The organism is Achromobacter animicus, from assembly GCF_902859585.1.
Lineage (GTDB): Bacteria > Pseudomonadota > Gammaproteobacteria > Burkholderiales > Burkholderiaceae_B > Achromobacter > Achromobacter animicus.
Genome location: NZ_CADIJM010000008.1, coordinates 23,883 through 41,476, shown reverse-complemented (window position 1 = coordinate 41,476; position 17,594 = coordinate 23,883). Strand labels below are relative to the sequence as shown.

The window sequence follows — 17,594 nt, the reverse complement described above, 5'->3', positions numbered from 1 at the left end:
GCCGATCATACCTGTCCCCGCTAATTACCCTCGGGTATGTCCCAACGGGGATTCACCCGCATATGGCAGAAGCGCGCCGATTTTTCGTTATATATTCGCCCCTACACTGTTTAGTTAACAGCTTAATAAAACCGTTACCGCATTAAGAATCATGATGGACGCCGTGCCCGTGCCGCCCTCTCTTCCCGACACCAGCATCACCGATCGGGCCCAGCGGTTTGCGCATGCCTTGCTGCGATATGCACCGCCCGTTCATCCCGACGCCGGCTTTTTCGCCGCCGTCATCGGCACCAGCATTGCCCACCAGGACCTCGCGCGCAGCGGTCTGTCGCCGGCCGAACTGCACGACCTGCTGGACTACCTGTTCCCGGGCGCGCTGACCGGCTTCGACACATCCCTGTTCCCGCTGCGCGAGCAATATGCCGCCTTCGTCAGTATGGGCGTGAGCGATCCTCAGCCCGGTTTCACGCTGTTGATGCGCGTCCTGCTCGACGCCTACCGCGCGCCCGGCCCCGACACCACCCCATGGGTCAGCAGCGTCCTGGCGCACGCCTGCCTGCGGCCAGACCACCTGTGGCGCGATCTGGGTCTGTCGGGACGCGAAGACGTCACCGTGCTGCTTGCGCGTCACTATCCAGGTCTGGTGAGCCGTAACGTGAAAAATCTGCGCTGGAAGAAATTCCTGGCGCATTCAGCGTGCGAACACGCCGACCTGCCCGCCGCGGCCGCGCCGGGATGCAGCGATTGCGAGGACAGCGCGTTCTGCTATCCCGCCGCGGCGTAAGGCGCGGGCGGGGCCACGACAGCCCGCCGCACCTCGCGCGTCAGAACCGGTAAGTCGCCCCCACGCCCACGCCCGCATTCCGTCCGGGCGCCGGTTCGTAATAGCGCCCGTTGCCTTCGTTGACGATGACCGAGCCTGCGTAGTCGCGGTCAAACAGGTTGTCGACGCGGGCGTAGGCGTTCAGCTCCCACGGGCCGGCGCGCTTGATGTAGCCGACGCTGGCGGCCGCGACAAAATAGGCGGGCGCGTCGCCATTGTTGGCATCGTTGACGTAGATCTTGCTCAGGTAGCGCCCTTCCACTCCGGCCTGCCAGCCTTCGGGCGGCGCCCAGGCCAGCGAGGCATACGCCGCCTGGCGCGCGATGCCGGGGATCTTGTTGCCCGCGCGGATATCGCCGCTGCCGTCGTCGGCGTAGCGTGCGTTGAGCAGCGTGTACGCGAGCTGCGTGCGCCAATGGCGCGCAAATTCCCCGGACCAGCTCAGTTCCAGGCCATCGCGGCGCGTGCGGCCGGCGTTCTGGTAGCTGGTGCGCCCGCCCAGGCTGCCCGCAGACACGATCTCGTCGTCCGTGCGGGTGCTGAACACCGCGGCCGTCAGCAGGCCGCCGGCCATGCGCGCCTTGACGCCGGCTTCGACGTTGGTGCTGACCGACGGCATCAAGCCGAAGTTCAGCCCCGGGTCGCCGCCGGGCCGGTACGAGATCTCGTTCAGGGTGGGCGTCTCAAAACCCCGGCCGTACGAGGTGTAGACGCTGACGTCGTCGTTGACGGCGTAGCGCAGCGCGGCCACGGGCAAGGCCTTGCGGTAGCGCGCGCCGCCGCTGTCGTCGGTATTGCCGACCGTGATGTAGTGGTCGTCGGAGTCGAAGCGGACCGTGCTGTAGCGCAGGCCTGCGTCCAGCGTCCAACGGTCGGCGAAATTCCAGGAGGCCTGCGCATAGGGGTCGGCGTTGTAGACGCGATTGGTTTCATCGCGGCGCAACGCGCCTTTCACGCCCAACTGCCGGCTTGCCCCCGAACCGACGAAGTTCTCGTAGCCCTTGCGGTCTTCCTGCATGGTGTCGTACGAGAAGCCGCCGATCACGGTCAGCGCGCGGCCCGCCAGCGTCAGTTCCGAGGTCCAGCGCACGTCCGCGCCGCCGTATTGGCGCTTCAGATCAATGACGCCGCCGGCTTGCGTGGGCGGAGTCTGCACGGCGGGCGGGATCGACTGATATTGCGTGGTATCGCGCTGGCCGTAATACACCATCACGCGCAGCGCGTTGCGGCCGTCGATCTGGTGGTCGAAGACCAGCCCGCCCTGCGTCTGCTTGACCGTCTTGCGGGTGTTGTACTGCTCGGCCACCGGCGCGCTGCGCGGGTCGTCCTGGAACTGCTGGTAGGTCAGGCCCAGCGGATCCTGCGCCTTCAGGTCGACGCTATTGACGACAAGGGTCAGGCGGCTGTCGTCGTTCAGTTGCAGGCCCAGCTTGGCGTTGCCCAGATTCTTGCGCGCGGCGCTGTGGTCGCGATAGCCGTCGGTGGTGAAACGCGACAGGTCCAGCACGTAATCCAGCTGACCCGCGCCCGTGCCCGTGACGCCGCTGGCCTGCGCGCCGTAGCGCCATGTGCCGTAGCTGCCGCCCCAGCCGCTGGCGGTGATCTCGGGCGGATTGGCGCCGTCCTGCGTGAACACCTGGATGACGCCCCCGGAGGAATTGCCGTACAGCGCCGAGAACGGCCCGCGCAGCACCTCGACGCGGTCAATGGAGCCGATGTCGATATTGGAGGTCTGCCCCTGGCCATCGGGCATCGTGGCGGGAATGCCGTCGACATACAGCCGCACGCCGCGCACACCGAACGTGGATCGCGCCCCGAAGCCACGGCTGGAAATCTGCAGGTCCTGCGCGTAGTTCTGGCGGTTCTGGATCTGCAGGCCGGGCACGCCGGCCAGGCCTTCAGACAGATTGATGCCGGGCTGCTGCCAACGCATGGCGCTGCCCTGCACGACATCGACGGAGGCCGGCGTGTCCAGCACCGCGGTGCCGAGCCGGGTGCCGGTCACCACCACCGGGGCCAGCGTCTGGGCTTGCGCCAGCGCGGTCGCAGCCGGTGCAAGCGCCAGTATCGTGCTTGCCGTCCACCACCACGTGCCGCTGTCCCGCCATTGCCGCTGTACCAAACTTCTCTCCTGTGATCGGGCGGGAATGGGTTCTAATACCCGCCATGGAAAATACGCAAGACATCGAACGCCGGCTGATGGACCTGGAGGTCAAAGCCAGCTTCTCGGATGATCTTCTGGAGCAGTTGAACCAGATCATCGTCCGCCAACAACAGCAGATCGACCGGCTCATGCGCGAGGTCGCCGACCTGCGCCAGCAGGCGCCCGAGGGGGCAGCCCCCTTCCGCAGCCTGCGCGACGAACTGCCGCCGCACTACTGATCGCTAATAGTGATAGCGCAGCAGCCTGGTCATACTACCCAAGGGCTCGACCCGGCGCATCAGCCATAACGCCGCCTGCGCCGGCAGCGAATATCGTGCCCGCTGCGCGGGGTCGTCGGTTTCGTACCCGCCGCGCACGGTGCGCAGCCGCAAGGCGGGCACCTGCGCCTCCAGATCCTGCGGGCGCCTCAGACTCCAACGCGTGACCGCGCCTGTCGATTGGATCATGCGGTTGTGCGCCACCCAGCTCAAGCCCAGGCGGTTGTAGGCGTCAAAGACGACCTCGCCGGACGGAAACCGCGCCGTCACCGCGCGCAGCAAGGTCAACAGCGCGTCCTCGGGCAGATAAAGAAAAAGTCCTTCGGCCACGACCAGCGTTGGCTTGCCGGCCGGGATCTGCGCCAGCCAGTCCAGGTCCGTGACGGGCGTGCCCACCAGCGTGCAGCCCGGCCGCGGCGGATACAGCTTGCGCCGCAGTTCGATGACCTCGGGATAGTCGACCTCGTACCAACTTATGCCCGGTGGCGGATTCACCCGCTGCACGCGCGTATCCAGCCCGCAGCCCAGATGCAGCACGGTGGCATCGCCGTGCGCGGCGATGAATTCGCGGGCCCAGCCATCCAGCGTGTGCGCGCGCATCGCCAGACCGATCATTTCGTCGCGGCGCATGCGCAGGCGGGAAAAATCGTAGTCGATGCGGCTAACGGCATCGGCGGCGTGATGGTCCTGCAGCACGGAATTGGGCAGCCGGCTTTCTCGCGCCTTGGCGTACAGCGTGATGAGAAGCGTGGCCTTTTCTCGGGTGAGGTCGATTTTTTCCATGCACAGTCCTGTCGATCCGCCCCGCTTCGGCATTCCAAAAATGGTGACTCAATAGCAATTGAAGCCACATCTTCCCATTGATGGAATTATCTTTTACCGATATCCGGGTTTATCCGCATTGTAGATCGGCGCAAGATTCAAGCCATCGGGAAACAGCAACGAACCACGACGGAAAGGCCGCCGGATTCGCTCCCAGGCTCTAGAAATCGGAGGTTTACCATGAAGACCCTTGCTACCGCTTTGATGTTCTCGCTGGCTGCACTGAGCGCCGGCGCCTATGCCTCGCCCAACATCGAACCCAACAATGTGCCCTTCCAGGGCGTCTACGGCACCCCGTACGAAGGCCCCACCCGCGCTCAGGTGCAGGCCGAACTGGCTGCCGCGAAGGCCGCCGCCAAGGCCGCCGGCATCAACACCAACGCCGAACCGAACAACACGCCTTTCCAAGGTGTGTATGGCACGCCGCACACCGGCAAGACCCGCGCCGACGTGAAGGCCGAACTGGCCGCCGCGAAAGCCGCCGGCCAGGTGTCGAACGTGGAACCGAATGACATGCCGTTCGCCGGCGTGTATCACGGGAACTGATACGGCAACGGGGGCCCGTATCGGATAGGGCATCCCGGCCAAGCGACGATTTACCCTCCCCTTGATGACTCTTGGCCGCCCGGTTGGGCGGCCCTTTTTTTTGGCGTACTATCGGCTCAGATTCACGGTGCAGACTCGCTTACCGCCTTATTGGCTGTTCACATCAGGAGCCCATCTTGAAATATCCCCGCGTTCTTGCCGCAGTGCTTCTGTCCGCCGGCATGGCGTCGGCGGCGGTCGCCGCCCCGGCCGTCATGCTCAACGACGCCCTCATCACGCAGATATTGCCGGCAGACCGCGCCTCGTTTCACGAGGCGGTGGCGCAGGCGCTGAACAGCTCGGCCGACGGCCAGAGCACCGAATGGAAAAGCACGCACCAGCGCAAGAAGGCCGCACCGATCACGGTGCAATTGACGCCCAAGCAGACCACCAAAACCGGCAATGACCGCGTCTGCCGCTTTTTGGTTGGCAACTTCGCGCGGACCACCACGACGGAAACCTGGCAGTTCTGGTTCTGCAAGCAACCGGACGGCACCTGGAAGGCCAGCGCAAACTAGGCCTGGCCGCTCACCCGCAGAAAAAAATGCGCGCCGGCTCCGTGAGGAGCGGCGCGCATTGTCTTGGCCGCGCGAATCACGCGGCGGCTCAATGGCGATCAGGCGCCTTCGACGCGGTTGGCGTCGAGCACCGTCATGGCCGTCATGTTGATGATGCGGCGCACGGTGGAGCTGTTGGTCAGGATGTGCACGGGGGCATTGGCGCCCAGCAGGAACGGGCCCACCGCGACGTTGCCGCCCGCTGCCGTCTTGAGCAGGTTGTAGGCGATGTTGCCGGAGTCCACATTCGGGCACACCAGCAGGTTGGCTTCGCCCTTGAGCGTGGACGACGGCAGGATGCGCATGCGCAGGCCCTCGTCCAGCGCGCAATCGCCGTGCATTTCGCCGTCGATTTCCAGGTCCGGGGCCGCTTCGCGGACCAGTTCCAGGGCGCGGCGCATCTTCTCGCCCGAGGCCGAGCTGCCCGAACCGAAGTTGCTGCGCGACAACAGCGCAACCTTGGGCGCCAGATTCATGCGCGCCATTTCTTGCGCGGCCATGATGGTGAATTCAGCGATCTGCTCGGCGGTGGGATCGTCGTTCACGTGCGTGTCCACCAGCACCACCGTGCGCTCGTCGAGCAGCAGGATGTTCATGGCGGCGTACACGTTGTGACCCGGACGGCGGCCGATGACCTCGTCCACGAAACGCAGGTGGTCGTGATACGCGCCGACCGTGCCGCAGACCATGCCGTCGGCATCGCCCAGGTGCACCATCATTGCGCCGATCAGCGTCAGACGGCGGCGCATTTCCACGCGCGCCATTTCCTTGGTGATGCCCCGGCGGCTCATCAGCTCCCAGTACGTCGTCCAGTATTGGTGGAAGCGCTCGTCGTATTCGGGGTTGGTGACTTCGACGTCTTCGCCCAGACGCAGGCGCAGGCCGAATTTTTCGATGCGCGACAGCAGCACGGCGGGACGTCCCACCAGGATCGGACGGGCCAGGCCTTCGTCGACGATGACCTGGACCGCGCGCAGCACGCGTTCGTCTTCGCCCTCGGTGAAGACAATGCGCGCCTTGCCGCCCGAGCGCACGATGCGCTTGGCCGCCGAGAACAGCGGCTTCATGAACGCGCCCGAGTGGTACACGAACTGCTGCAGCTGTTCTTCGTAGGCTTCCAGGTCGGCCAGCGGACGCGTGGCCACGCCCCCTTCCATCGCGGCCTTGGCCACCGCCGGCGCGATGCGCACGATGAGGCGCGGATCGAAGGGCTTCGGGATCAGGTATTCGGGACCGAACGAGATGTCGTAGGTGCCGTAGGCGGCGGCCACGACTTCGTTCTGTTCTTCTTCGGCCAGGTCGGCGATGGCATGCACCGCGGCCATTTCCATTTCGCGCGTGATAGTCGTGGCGCCCACGTCCAGCGCGCCGCGGAAGATGTACGGGAAGCAGAGTACGTTGTTGACCTGGTTCGGGTAATCCGAACGGCCCGTGGCCATCACCACGTCGTCGCGCACGCCGTGCGCCACTTCCGGAAGGATTTCCGGCGTGGGGTTGGCCAGCGCCAGGATCAGCGGACGCGAACCCATGGCGGCGACCATTTCGGGCTTCAACACGCCGCCGGCCGACAGGCCCAGGAACACGTCGGCGTCCTGGATCACCTCGGCCAGCTTGCGGGCGTCGGTCTTTTGCGCAAAGCGCGCCTTGTCCGGATCCATCAGCGTGGTGCGGCCTTCGTAGACCACGCCCTCGATGTCGGTCACCCAGATGTTTTCCAGGGGCAGGCCCAGGTCCACCATCAGGTCCAGGCACGCCAGCGCCGCAGCGCCCGCGCCCGACGTGACCACCTTGACCTGCTTGATGTCCTTGCCCACGACCTTCAGGCCGTTGATGAAGGCAGCCGACACGGTAATGGCGGTGCCGTGCTGGTCATCGTGAAAGACCGGGATCTTCATGCGTTCGCGCAGCTTGCGCTCGACGGTGAAGCACTCCGGGGCCTTGATGTCTTCCAGGTTGATGCCGCCGAAGGTGGCTTCCAGGCCGGCGATGATCTCGACCAGCTTGTCGGGGTCGGTCTCGTTGATTTCGATGTCAAAGACATCCAGGCCGGCGAACTTCTTGAACAGCACCGCCTTGCCTTCCATGACCGGCTTGGACGCGAGCGCGCCGATGTTGCCCAGGCCCAGCACCGCGGTGCCGTTGGAGATCACGCCCACCAGGTTGCCGCGGGCGGTGTAGCGGTACACGTTGGACGGGTCGGCCACGATTTCCTCGCAAGCCGCCGCCACGCCGGGCGAGTACGCCAACGCCAGGTCGCGCTGGTTGACGAGCGGCTTAGACGCCACGACGGAGATCTTTCCCGGGGTGGGAAACTCGTGATAGTCCAGGGCTGCCTGGCGGTCGGAGGGGTTGTTCATGGGCTGTGGCCTCGCTGTCTTGAATGTGCAAAATTCTAGGGTGGAAGACATAAGGCGTTCATTCGGATTTAATATCGTCCCATCACGGTTTCCTAATGCCTTGTCTATGACAGCCTTCGATCCGGATGCCGTTTTCCGGAAATTGACCTCGCGCCTCAAGATGCGCCACCTGATGCTGCTGCTCCAGATCGAGCAGCACGGGTCACTGACCCGGGTGGCCGAACACATGGCGACCAGCCAGCCCGCCGTGACCAATGCCCTGGCCGAACTGGAAAGCATGTTCGGCGTGCCCCTCTTCGACCGCTCGGTGCGGGGCATGACGCCCACGCCCATGGGCGCCGTGGTGCTGGCGCGCGCCCGCGGGCTGGTCCATGACCTGGGCCATCTGGTGCAGGAAATGGAAACGGTCGCCGCTGGGCACGCCGCGCACCTGCACATCGGGGTCATTCCCTTCGTGTCGGGCCAGATGCTGTCGGCGGCGATCGGCCGCACCTTGCCGCAGGGCCGGCAACTGACCGCGACCATCCACGAGGGTCAGGGGCCGGCCCTGCTGCGCCAACTGCGCGACCACACGTTGGATGTGGTCGTCGGCTGGGCCACGCCCTCGGTCGACTTGAGCAACATCGGCTTCGAGGTCCTGTACCACCAGCAGCCGCGTCTGATCGCCAGCCGCCGGCTGGCCGCCCGGCTGGGGCGGTCACGCCTGGAATGGAACCGGCTAGCCGATCTGGACTGGATCCTGGGCACGCCGGGCAGCCCGATCCGCGAGCAGGTGGCCGACATCTTCTTGCGCGCCGGCCTGGCGCCCCCGCCGCCGTCCGTGCAAAGCGACTCGTCCAAGCTGATCGGCGAGATGATCGTGGCCAGCGACCGCGCCGTCACGATCCTGCCGGCCGACATCGCCGACGAACTGGTTCGCATCGCAGGCGCGGCCATCGTGCCGTACTCGTTCGACTGGACGCTTCCGCCGATCTCGCTGTTCACGCGGTCCGACGGATTGCGGCGCAACGTCGAGGCGCTGTTTGCGGCGGCGTTGCGCGAGGTCTATCTGAAGGGCGCGCGGCCGATGTGACGCCCCGGTCCGGCAGCCCGTCGTATCATGGACGCCGGACTGACCTGTGCGGCCCCCGACTTCCGGCCCGGTCACGTGGCCGGTCCCTCCGGGAGGCCGTACGTCATGACGCAGGCGAACACGCAGGTTCCGCAAGCTCCTCGCCCCTGGCACCAGCTCTCTGTCGACGAGACGCTGGGCATCCAGGTGACCAGCGCCGCCGGCCTTTCGCAGGACCAGATCCGGCGCAGGCAGGAGACACACGGCCTGAACGCACTGCCCCCGCCTGCCCGCCGCAGCGCCTGGCTGCGATTTCTGGGCCACTTCAATGACGTGCTGATCTACATCCTGCTGGGTGCGGCAGTGGTGACATCGCTGATGGGCCATTGGCTGGATACCGGGGTCATCCTGGCCGTGGCGGTCATCAACGCCGTCATTGGCTACGTGCAGGAAAGCCGCGCCGAACGTTCGCTGGACGGCATCCGCAACATGCTGTCGAACCATGCCCGCGTGGTGCGCGACGGGCAGAAGGAAGAGATCGACGCCCGCGATCTGGTGCCGGGCGACATCGTGATCCTGCGACCCGGCGACAAGATCCCGGCGGACGTGCGGCTCTTTGACACGCACAACTTCCGCGTCGAGGAATCGATGCTGACCGGCGAATCCACCGTCGTCGAAAAGCACGATGCGCCCCTGCCGGGTGACGCGCCGCTGGGCGACCGCCTGAACCTGGGGTTCTCGGGCACCCACGTCAGCGCGGGCAATGCGCGCGGCATCGTGGTGGCCACCGGCAGCGACACCGAGATCGGCCACATCAACCGCATGATGACGGATGTGCAGACGCTGCAGACGCCGCTGCTGCGGCAGATGGAGCTGTTGGGCAAGCGCATCTTCCAGGTGGTGCTGGTGATGGTGGTGGCGCTTTTCGTGCTGGGCCGCTACGTGCTCGACATGCCGCTGTCCGACCTGCTGATGTCGCTGATCAGCATCGCGGTCGCCTCCGTGCCGGAAGGCCTGCCTGCCATCATCTCCATCATCCTGTCGCTGGGCGTGCAGCGCATGGCGCGCAACCGCGCCATCATCCGCAAGCTGCCCACCGTCGAAACGCTGGGCGCGATGACGGTCATCTGCTCGGACAAGACGGGCACCCTGACCATGAACGAGATGACCGCCAAGAACGTGCTGCTGGCGCAAGGCGTGTATCGCGTGTCGGGCGACAACTACCGGCCCGTCGGCGAGATCACCCGTGAATCCGACGGGACGCCGGTGGACTGGCAGCGCGAGGACGCGCTGACGCGCTTCGTGCGTGCGGCCGCCATCTGCAACGACAGCCAGCTGCACGAAGATGCCGATGGGCAGTGGCGCATCGTGGGCGGTCCCACGGAAGGCGCGATGATGGTGCTGGCAACCAAGGCCGGCCAGAGCCTGGAGGGCGTGGCCAAGCACGGCAAGGTGCCGTTCGATTCCAGCTACAAGTACATGGCGCGCCGCTGCGACGACCATGGTCAGAACATCATCTACGTCACCGGCGCGCCCGACGTGCTGTTCAAGCTGTGCGCGCAGGAACAGGGGGAAGCCGGGCCGCAGCCGCTGCGGCTGGACTACTGGGAGCGCGGCCTGGAGGCCTTTGCGCACCAAGGCCTGCGGACATTGGCAGCGGCGTACAAGCCCGGCACGGCGGACGCCACGGCGCTGGACCATCCGGACCTTCAGGACGGGCTGGTGTTGCTGGGCGTGGCCGGCATCATGGACCCGCCCCGTCCCGAAGCCATCGAGGCCATCGCGCAGTGCAACCAGGCAGGGATCCGCGTGAAGATGATCACGGGCGATCACCCCGAAACCGCGCTGGCGATCGGCGCCATGCTGGGCATGACGCATGTGCGCGAGGCGGTGACCGGCGCCCAGTTGCAGCAGATCGGCGACGAAGAACTTGCCGCGCTGGCGCGCGACCACGACATCTTTGCGCGCACCAGCCCCGAGCACAAGCTGCGCCTGGTGCGCGCGCTGCAAAGCATGGGCGAAGTGGTCGGCATGACGGGCGATGGCGTCAACGACGCGCCCGCGCTCAAGCAGGCGGACGTGGGCGTGGCCATGGGCATCAAGGGCACCGAGGTCACCAAAGAGGCCGCCGACATGGTGCTGGCGGACGACAACTTCGCCTCCATCGCCTATGCCGTGCGCGAAGGGCGCCGCGTCTACGACAACCTGAAGAAGACGATCCTGTTCATCCTGCCGACCAACCTGGCGCAGGGACTGCTGGTCATCGTGGCGCTGCTGGCCGGCGCACAGGCGCCGCTGACGCCGCTGCAGATCCTGTGGATGAACATGGCGACCTCCATCACGCTGGCCTTCGGCCTGGCGTTTGAACCGGCAGAACCGGGCATGATGCAGCGCCGGCCGCGCGATCCCGCGAAATCGATCCTGGACGGCTTCGCCCTCTGGCGCATCGCGTTCGTGGGGCTGCTCTTCACCACGTCCGCCTTCATCATCGAAAAGAGCCTGATTGCCGCGGGGCGCGATCCGGACTTCATCCGCACCGTCATCCTGCAGACGCTGGTGACGGCGCAATGGACCTATCTGTTCAACTGCCGCCTGCAGGACCGGTGGCCGATCACGCCCAGCATGTTCCGCAACAAGGCGCTGTGGCTGGTCACGATCCTGCTGGGCCTGCTGCAATGCGCATTGATCTATCTGCCCGCGATGAATCGCGTGTTCGGCACCGTCCCGCTGCCGCCGGAATACTGGACCCTGACGCTGGTGGCCGCCGCGGTGCTCTTTTGCGTGGTGGAGATCGAGAAGCTGGTGCTGCGGACATGGCGCGCGCGGCGCGCCCGGCTCGAGCTGGCGCATCGCCCCGCAGCATGACGTGACGACCGCGGCGTGATGGCGCGCCCCGGTTGTCCGCCGCGCCTCGCGCACAAAAATGCCAACAAATGTAAAGGCCGCGGCCGCGCGGCTGCGCGCCCTCCTATACTTGCGCCCGCCAAGATTCACAGGAGGGCCCGCAGCTTGTTCACCATCTCGCCAACCTTTGCGAGCGGCCGCGCGCTTTGCCTGCTGGGACTCGCCGCGCTGACCGCGCTTTCAGGCTGCAGTTCGATGCTCGGGGAAGGCACGGGCGCCGCGGCCGGTATCGCCGGCACGGCCATCGCCAACAAGGTGACCGACAACGCCACGGTGGCCACGGGCATCGGCCTGGGCGTGCAGGCCGGCGCGAAGGCCGCGCTGGCCTATGCGCAGCGCCAGACACGCGGCGAAGAGCAGGACGCCATCGCCAAGGCGGCCGGCGCGCTCGCGGTGGGCAAGGTCGCCAGCTGGCACGTCGAGCATAAGTTGCCGATCGAGGACAACGCGCGCGGCCAGGTCACCGTCAGCCGGCTGATCGGCGGTGGCGACCTGCAATGCAAGGAAGTGGTGTTCTCGGTGGACACGCCTGCCGGCAAACCCGACGCTGATCCGGAACGCGAGTTCTACGTCACGACCGTCTGCCGCGACGGCGAAAACTGGCGCTGGGCCAGCGCCGAACCGGCGACCGCCCGCTGGGGCTCGCTGCAGTGACGCGGGCGATCGGCATGCTGGCGCTGGCCGCCAGCCTGGCGCTCGCGGGCTGCCAGAGTTCCTCCATCGGTCCCGCCACGGGCGCGGTGGTCGGCACGCTGAGCGGCGCGGCCACGGCCAATCCCGTTGCCGGCTTTGCCATTGGCGTGACGGTGCAGGCCGCGGTAGACGCCACGGTGAAGTACGTGTTGCGCGAATGGAAGAACGACCAGCAGAACGTCATGGCCAATACGGTGGGCGGGCTGCCCATCGGTGAAGTCCGGCAGTGGCAGATCAAACGCACCCTGGCGGTGGGCAACGAACGCGGCAGCATCCAGGCGGTGCGCGACATCAATACGCCGCTGGCGCACTGCCGCGAGGTGCTGTTTACGGTGGAAGTGGAAGGCGCCGCGCCTGCCTACACCAGCACGATCTGCCAGCGCCGGGACGGGCAATGGAAATGGGCCTCGGCCGAACCCTCCGTGGCGCGCTGGACCGGCCTGCAATAGCGGCGCTTGATCGGCGCGAGATCTGCGGGCGATACTGGCCCGACCGTCATCGCCGCCACGTCATTCATGCCCGCAGGCCAATTCCTCATGCAGCGCAGCGCCATCGCCGGCGTGCAGGCCGTCTCCGCCTGCAGCGGCCACGCGTTCGCGCGCCACACGCATGAACAATTCGGCATCGGCGTGATGCGCCAAGGCGCACAGGTGTCGCACAGCGGCCGGGGCCAGGTGGAGGCCGGGCCGGGTTACGTCATCACGGTCAATCCGGGCGAGGTCCACGATGGCGCGCCCATCGGCGACGGTGTGCGGGCCTGGCAGATGATCTACATGGATCCCGGTGTCGTGGCCGTCTGCGCCGAAGACCTGGCCGGCGCGGGCGTGCCTCGGCGTCACGATGCGGGCAGTCTGTCGGGCGCCTCTCTCTACGAATTCGAGCACCCGGCGCGGCACCAGCCAGCGCTGGCCCGTGACGTCCTTGCGCTTTATGCGCACATCACCGCAGGCGGATCGCCGTTGGCGTGCGACAGCCTGCTGTTACGCGTGCTGGCGCAGGCTGGCGGTCCGCGCGGCACGCTGGCCACCGCCCCTGCGCGCGAGGCGATACCGTCCTCCCTGCGCCATGCGATCGCGCGCGTCGACGACGACCCGGCCGCCGCGCTGTCGCTCGCCGATCTGGCCACCGCCAGCGACCTGAGCCGCTACCAGGTGCTGCGCGCCTTCACGCGCGCCACGGGGCTGACGCCGCACGCCTACCAGATGCAGCGTCGCCTGCTGCTGGCGCGGCGGCTCATCCGGCAGGGCATGGCGCTGGCCGATGCGGCCGCGCTGGGCGGTTTTGCGGACCAGAGCCACATGACGCGGCTTTTCGTGCGCGCCTATGGCGTGTCGCCGCACCGCTATGCGTTGGCCGCGGGCGCCTGACCCGCCTTCCCTGCAATTTCGTTCAAGACCTGCCTCCCGCCTGCGCCCTACGCTGCGCCTTTTCCAACGGGAATTCAGGCGATGGCCATCAACAGGCTGCGGCACGGGTATCTCTATTTGGCACTGGCCATGGTGCTGGTCGGCAGCACCGTGACCGCCAGCAAGATCATTGGCGCGGGGTTGCCGCCCTTCACCGCGACCGCCCTGCGCTTTGCCATCGCGTTGCCCTGTTTCGCCCTGCTGATGGCGGCGACCGGCGCGCGCCTGCCCCGGCTGCACCGGCGGGACTGGCTGCTGCTGACGGTGCAGGCGGTGGCGGGCAGCGTCGGATATACGACCTTGTTGATCGCCGGGTTGCAGCGGACCTCGGCGGTGGACGGCGGCATCATTCTGGGGACGCTGCCGCTCGTCACGGCCGCGATCGCCATGCTGCTGCTGGGCGAGCGCCCAGGCCGGCGGGCCCTGACTGCCATCGGCATGGCGGCGTTCGGCGTGTGGCTGATGACCAGCCGAACCCCCACGCAGGGCATGGACGGGTCGCTCGCCGGCAACGCGCTGATCCTGGGCGCGGTGGCCTGCGAGGGGCTGTTCATCCTGTTGAACAAGCGCCTGCGCACGCCGGTTGCGCCGCTGGCGCTATCGACGTTGATGACGGCATTCGGCCTGGCGTTTTCCGCAGTGGCCAGCCTGACCGAAGCGCCATGGGCATTGGCCTACGCGCCTGGCGCGGTCGCCGCCGTGGCGTACTACGCGCTGGTGCCCACGGTGGGCGGCTTTCTGCTCTGGTACGCGGGCGCGGCGCGCGTGCCTGGCTCAGAGGCGGCGCTTTTTACCGCACTGGCGCCCGTTTCCGCAGTGATGCTGTCGGCCGGACTGCTGGACGAGCCGGTGACCGGCGCGCAGATCGCCGGCATAAGTTGCGTGCTGGGTGGCGTCCTGGCAATGACCCGGCGCGGCGGCCCGCGCAGCAATGGAACGGGGGACGGCATCTAGCCGCGGCTGAAGGCCTGCGCGAAGTCGTCGGAAAAGATGTCGGCCAGCGCGTGGCGCAATGCTGCGGCGCGCTCGGCGCCGTACGCGGCTTCGAAACGGTTCTGCGCGTCCTTCCACAAGCGGCGGGATTCCGCCAGCTTGGCGCGGCCGGTCTCGGTCAACTCCACCCGGCGGCTGCGGCCATCCAGCGGGTCGCGCATCATGTGCACGTACCCGTCGCGCTGCAAGGGCTTGAGGTTGTGGGCCAGCGCGGACCGGTCCAACACCATCGCGCGGGCCAGGTCGGTCATCGACGGCGAACCCGCGCGCGCAATGTGCACCAGGATCGAATGCTGCGACACTTTCAGCCCGCAGGGCGCGAGCACGGTGTCATAGAGCTGGGACACGCGACGCGTCGCCTTGCGCAGCGCAGCGCCGTTACAGACAAGCGGATCCGGGGGAACGGCAGAGCCGAGGAGCGGGGCGTCGGACATGGCGGCCAAGGAAGGAAAATCGGCGGGCAAGGACATAACGCTACCGCCCGCGCGAGTTCACGTCCAGCCCGTTATTGACAGTTATTGGCATATGCACGTAAATTTTGCCGATCACGTCCACCGGCCTTCCCCATGCCAGCGACCGCTCCCCCACGCCCCGCCAATGCGCGCTTGCAAGCCATGCTGCATGGTCCCATCGCGCCCACGCTGGCGCGGCTGGCGTGGCCCAACATCCTCATGATGCTGGCGCAGTCATCCACCGGCCTGATCGAGACCTGGTTCCTGGCGCGGCTGGGCACGCCGGTGCTGGCCGGCGTGGCGCTCGTCGTGCCGGTGCTGATGCTGATGCAGAACATGTCGCAGGGCGCGATGGGTGGCGGGATTTCCGCCGCGGTCGCGCGCGCGCTGGGCGGCGGACGGCAACAGGAGGCCGATCAGCTCGTGCTGCATGCGGTCGTGCTGAACGCCTTGCTGGGTCTGGCCTTCTGCGTGTTGTTGCTGGCCTTCGGTCCGGCGCTGTACCGCGCGCTGGGCGCCGAAGGCGAAGCGCTCGACGCCGCGCTGGCGTATTCCAATGTGATCTTCGGCGGCATCGTCCTGATGTGGCTGATGAACGCCTTTGCCAGCGCCATCCGCGGCACCGGCAACATGCTGGTGCCGGGCGCGGTCATCTGCGGCGGCGCGCTGCTGCTGATTCCCCTGTCGCCATGCCTGATCTTCGGATGGGGCCCCTTCCCCGCCCTGGGCGTGGCGGGCGGCGGCTGGGCGCTGGTGATCTACTACGCCGTGGGCACGCTGATCCTGGGCGCCTATTGCGCCAGCGGACGCAACGCGGCGCGGCTGGTCGCCAGCCGGCTGCATGCGACGCTGATGCGCAACATCCTCAGCGTGGGCGCGCTGGCCACCATCAACCCGCTCATGACCAACGCGCTGGTGGCGCTGACCGCGGCGCTGGTGGGCGCCTACGCGGGCGAGGCAGCGGTGGCGGGCTATGGCGTGGCGGTGCGGCTGGAATATCTGTTGATGCCCATCGCTTTCGGGCTGGGAGCGCCCATGGTGGCGATGGTCGGCTCGAACATCGGCGCGGGCCAACCGGAGCGCGCCATGCGCATCGCCTTGACGGGCGGGGCGATGGCGTTCGTGCTGGCGGAGGCGATCGGGCTGACCGCGGCGTTTTTCCCCGACGCGTGGCTGCGCCTGTTCGGCGCGCAGGATCACATGCTGGAGGCCGGCGCCGGTTATCTGCGCATTGTGGGTCCGGTGTATGGGTTTTTCGCGCTGGGCTTTTCGCTGTACTTCGCGTCGCAAGGCGCCGGAAGGCTGAAGTGGCCGTTGATGGCGGGGTTCCTGCGGCTTTTGATCGGCATCGGCGCAGGCGGCGTCGCGCTGCACATGACCGGTTCGCTGACGGTGTTCTTCGTGATCGCGGCCGTGGCGATGTGCATCTACGGCCTGATCATCCTGGCCGCCGTCGCGTCGGGTTCGTGGTTTGACCGCGGCCACCTGCCGGGGCGCCGGCTTTTTGCACGCTGACGCGCGCAGGGGCGTCGGGGGCCGGGTCCACGGGCGCTTGGGCCGCATCGCCAGCCGGTGCGTCGCGCAACGCATAGGCCACCAGATCCGCCGCGTACGCGGGAAGATCATCACGCACGCACAGCACCAGATCGCGGGCCGCCCACGGATCCGCCAGCACCACGCGGCATACCCCCGCCGCGCGGCCATAGCGCACCGCCGCCGCGCGCGGCACGATCGCCACGCCGACCCCCTGCCCCACCATCCGGCAGACGGCATCGAAACTGCGCAACCGCACGCGATAGGACAGCGCCTTGCCGCTGCGGCGCGCGTGATGCGCGATGTGCTCCTGCAACGCGCTGCCCTGCACCAATCCGACGAATTCGTACCCGGCCACGTCCTCCAGCAGCACCTGTTGCAGCGCCGCGAGCGGATGGCTGCGCGGCACGATCAGCGTCAGCGGGTCATGGCGGAAGATGCGCGTGCGCAGGCCGTGCAGATCGGCCGAGTCCGCCAGCACCCCGATGTCGCATGCGCCGGTCCTCAGCGCGTCGGCGATCTCGTGGCTCAGGCGCTCTTCAAGGTCGACGGAGATATGCGGATGGTCCTTGAGAAACGCGCCCAGCACGGGCGGCAGGTATTCGCTGAGCGCCGTGGTGTTGCACAGCACCCGCACATGGCCTTTCAGCCCGGCGCCGTAATGATCCAGCTCGCCGCGCATGCGGTCGATCTGGCCCAGCACCAGCCGTGCATGATGAACCAGGGTGCGCCCCGCGGGCGTCGCCTGCACGCCGCGCGGCTCGCGCACCAGCAGCGGTACGCCCAGCGCGTCTTCCATGCCCCGGATGCGCTCGCTGGCCGACGCCAACGTCATGTGCGACCGCCCCGCGCCCGCCGTGATGGAGCCGGTTTCGTGCACGTTCAGGAAAAGGCGTAGGTCGGTCAGGTCAAAGCGCATGAAAAAAAGCGTAGCACGCCGGCCTCAGGCTCAGCCATAGTCTGGGTAAGCCAGATCCCGATAGGCGCGGTCGGGCGC

General features: G+C 67.2%; 16 protein-coding genes. 11 read left to right on the top strand and 5 right to left on the bottom strand.

Features of this window, described 5'->3' with window-relative positions:
* Window positions 1-151 precede the first annotated feature (151 nt).
* Window positions 152-784, top strand: coding sequence for a nitrogen fixation protein NifQ (locus HV681_RS18520; RefSeq protein WP_437340390.1), 633 nt, complete (start codon window positions 152-154; stop codon window positions 782-784).
* Between the two features lie 40 nt (window positions 785-824).
* Here HV681_RS18520 and HV681_RS18515 read toward each other — a convergent pair whose 3' ends face one another.
* Window positions 825-2,891: a TonB-dependent receptor gene (locus tag HV681_RS18515; RefSeq protein ID WP_175124568.1), complete on the bottom strand. Its 2,067-nt coding sequence runs from the start codon at window positions 2,889-2,891 to the stop codon at window positions 825-827.
* Window positions 2,892-2,989: 98 nt separating this feature from the next.
* On the opposite strand from HV681_RS18515, the gene HV681_RS18510 reads away from it, so the two are divergent.
* Window positions 2,990-3,205 (top strand): SlyX family protein, encoded by a 216-nt coding sequence (locus HV681_RS18510; RefSeq protein WP_056558252.1) that lies wholly within the window; start codon window positions 2,990-2,992, stop codon window positions 3,203-3,205.
* A gap of 3 nt (window positions 3,206-3,208) precedes the next feature.
* On the opposite strand, the gene HV681_RS18505 is transcribed toward HV681_RS18510, so the two are convergent.
* Window positions 3,209-4,027: a class I SAM-dependent methyltransferase gene (locus tag HV681_RS18505; RefSeq protein ID WP_175124441.1), complete on the bottom strand. Its 819-nt coding sequence runs from the start codon at window positions 4,025-4,027 to the stop codon at window positions 3,209-3,211.
* 219 nt (window positions 4,028-4,246) lie between these two features.
* Between HV681_RS18505 and HV681_RS18500 the strand changes: the two genes are divergently transcribed.
* Together HV681_RS18500 and HV681_RS18495 are read left to right on the top strand one after the other, a co-directional pair.
* Entirely contained in the window at window positions 4,247-4,612 is a 366-nt protein-coding gene (locus HV681_RS18500) for a DUF4148 domain-containing protein (RefSeq protein ID WP_105240312.1), read from the top strand.
* A 176-nt stretch (window positions 4,613-4,788) separates the two neighbouring features.
* Window positions 4,789-5,169: a hypothetical protein gene (locus HV681_RS18495; RefSeq protein WP_175124440.1), complete on the top strand. Its 381-nt coding sequence runs from the start codon at window positions 4,789-4,791 to the stop codon at window positions 5,167-5,169.
* Between the two features lie 98 nt (window positions 5,170-5,267).
* Here HV681_RS18495 and HV681_RS18490 read toward each other — a convergent pair whose 3' ends face one another.
* Window positions 5,268-7,565 carry an NADP-dependent malic enzyme gene (locus tag HV681_RS18490; RefSeq protein WP_175124439.1) on the bottom strand — a complete coding sequence of 766 codons (2,298 nt, stop codon included), beginning with the start codon at window positions 7,563-7,565 and terminating at the stop codon, window positions 5,268-5,270.
* Between the two features lie 106 nt (window positions 7,566-7,671).
* On the opposite strand from HV681_RS18490, the gene HV681_RS18485 reads away from it, so the two are divergent.
* From HV681_RS18485 to HV681_RS18460, 6 genes are all read left to right on the top strand, one after another.
* Window positions 7,672-8,637, top strand: a complete 966-nt coding sequence (locus HV681_RS18485) for a LysR substrate-binding domain-containing protein (RefSeq protein WP_175124438.1) — start codon at window positions 7,672-7,674, stop codon at window positions 8,635-8,637.
* Window positions 8,638-8,742: 105 nt separating this feature from the next.
* Complete coding sequence (locus HV681_RS18480) at window positions 8,743-11,481, top strand: cation-transporting P-type ATPase (protein WP_175124437.1); 2,739 nt, start codon at window positions 8,743-8,745, stop codon at window positions 11,479-11,481.
* 144 nt (window positions 11,482-11,625) lie between these two features.
* Window positions 11,626-12,174: a hypothetical protein gene (locus HV681_RS18475; protein WP_175124436.1), complete on the top strand. Its 549-nt coding sequence runs from the start codon at window positions 11,626-11,628 to the stop codon at window positions 12,172-12,174.
* Entirely contained in the window at window positions 12,171-12,662 is a 492-nt protein-coding gene (locus HV681_RS18470; protein WP_175124435.1) for a hypothetical protein, read from the top strand. Before HV681_RS18475 ends, HV681_RS18470 begins: the two co-directional genes overlap by 4 nt.
* Window positions 12,663-12,728: 66 nt before the next feature.
* Complete coding sequence (locus tag HV681_RS18465) at window positions 12,729-13,580, top strand: AraC family ligand binding domain-containing protein (RefSeq protein WP_175124434.1); 852 nt, start codon at window positions 12,729-12,731, stop codon at window positions 13,578-13,580.
* A gap of 81 nt (window positions 13,581-13,661) precedes the next feature.
* Window positions 13,662-14,573 carry a DMT family transporter gene (locus tag HV681_RS18460; protein WP_175124433.1) on the top strand — a complete coding sequence of 304 codons (912 nt, stop codon included), beginning with the start codon at window positions 13,662-13,664 and terminating at the stop codon, window positions 14,571-14,573.
* Here HV681_RS18460 and HV681_RS18455 read toward each other — a convergent pair.
* Window positions 14,570-15,046 carry a MarR family winged helix-turn-helix transcriptional regulator gene (locus HV681_RS18455; RefSeq protein WP_175124567.1) on the bottom strand — a complete coding sequence of 159 codons (477 nt, stop codon included), beginning with the start codon at window positions 15,044-15,046 and terminating at the stop codon, window positions 14,570-14,572. The two genes, HV681_RS18460 and HV681_RS18455, sit on opposite strands and share 4 nt — an antisense overlap.
* Window positions 15,047-15,178: 132 nt before the next feature.
* Here HV681_RS18455 and HV681_RS18450 point away from each other — a divergent pair, with 132 nt between their 5' ends.
* Window positions 15,179-16,579: an MATE family efflux transporter gene (locus HV681_RS18450; RefSeq protein ID WP_175124432.1), complete on the top strand. Its 1,401-nt coding sequence runs from the start codon at window positions 15,179-15,181 to the stop codon at window positions 16,577-16,579.
* On the opposite strand, the gene HV681_RS18445 is transcribed toward HV681_RS18450, so the two are convergent.
* Window positions 16,503-17,516: a LysR family transcriptional regulator gene (locus HV681_RS18445; protein WP_175124431.1), complete on the bottom strand. Its 1,014-nt coding sequence runs from the start codon at window positions 17,514-17,516 to the stop codon at window positions 16,503-16,505. The two genes, HV681_RS18450 and HV681_RS18445, sit on opposite strands and share 77 nt — an antisense overlap.
* Window positions 17,517-17,594: the final 78 nt, after the last annotated feature.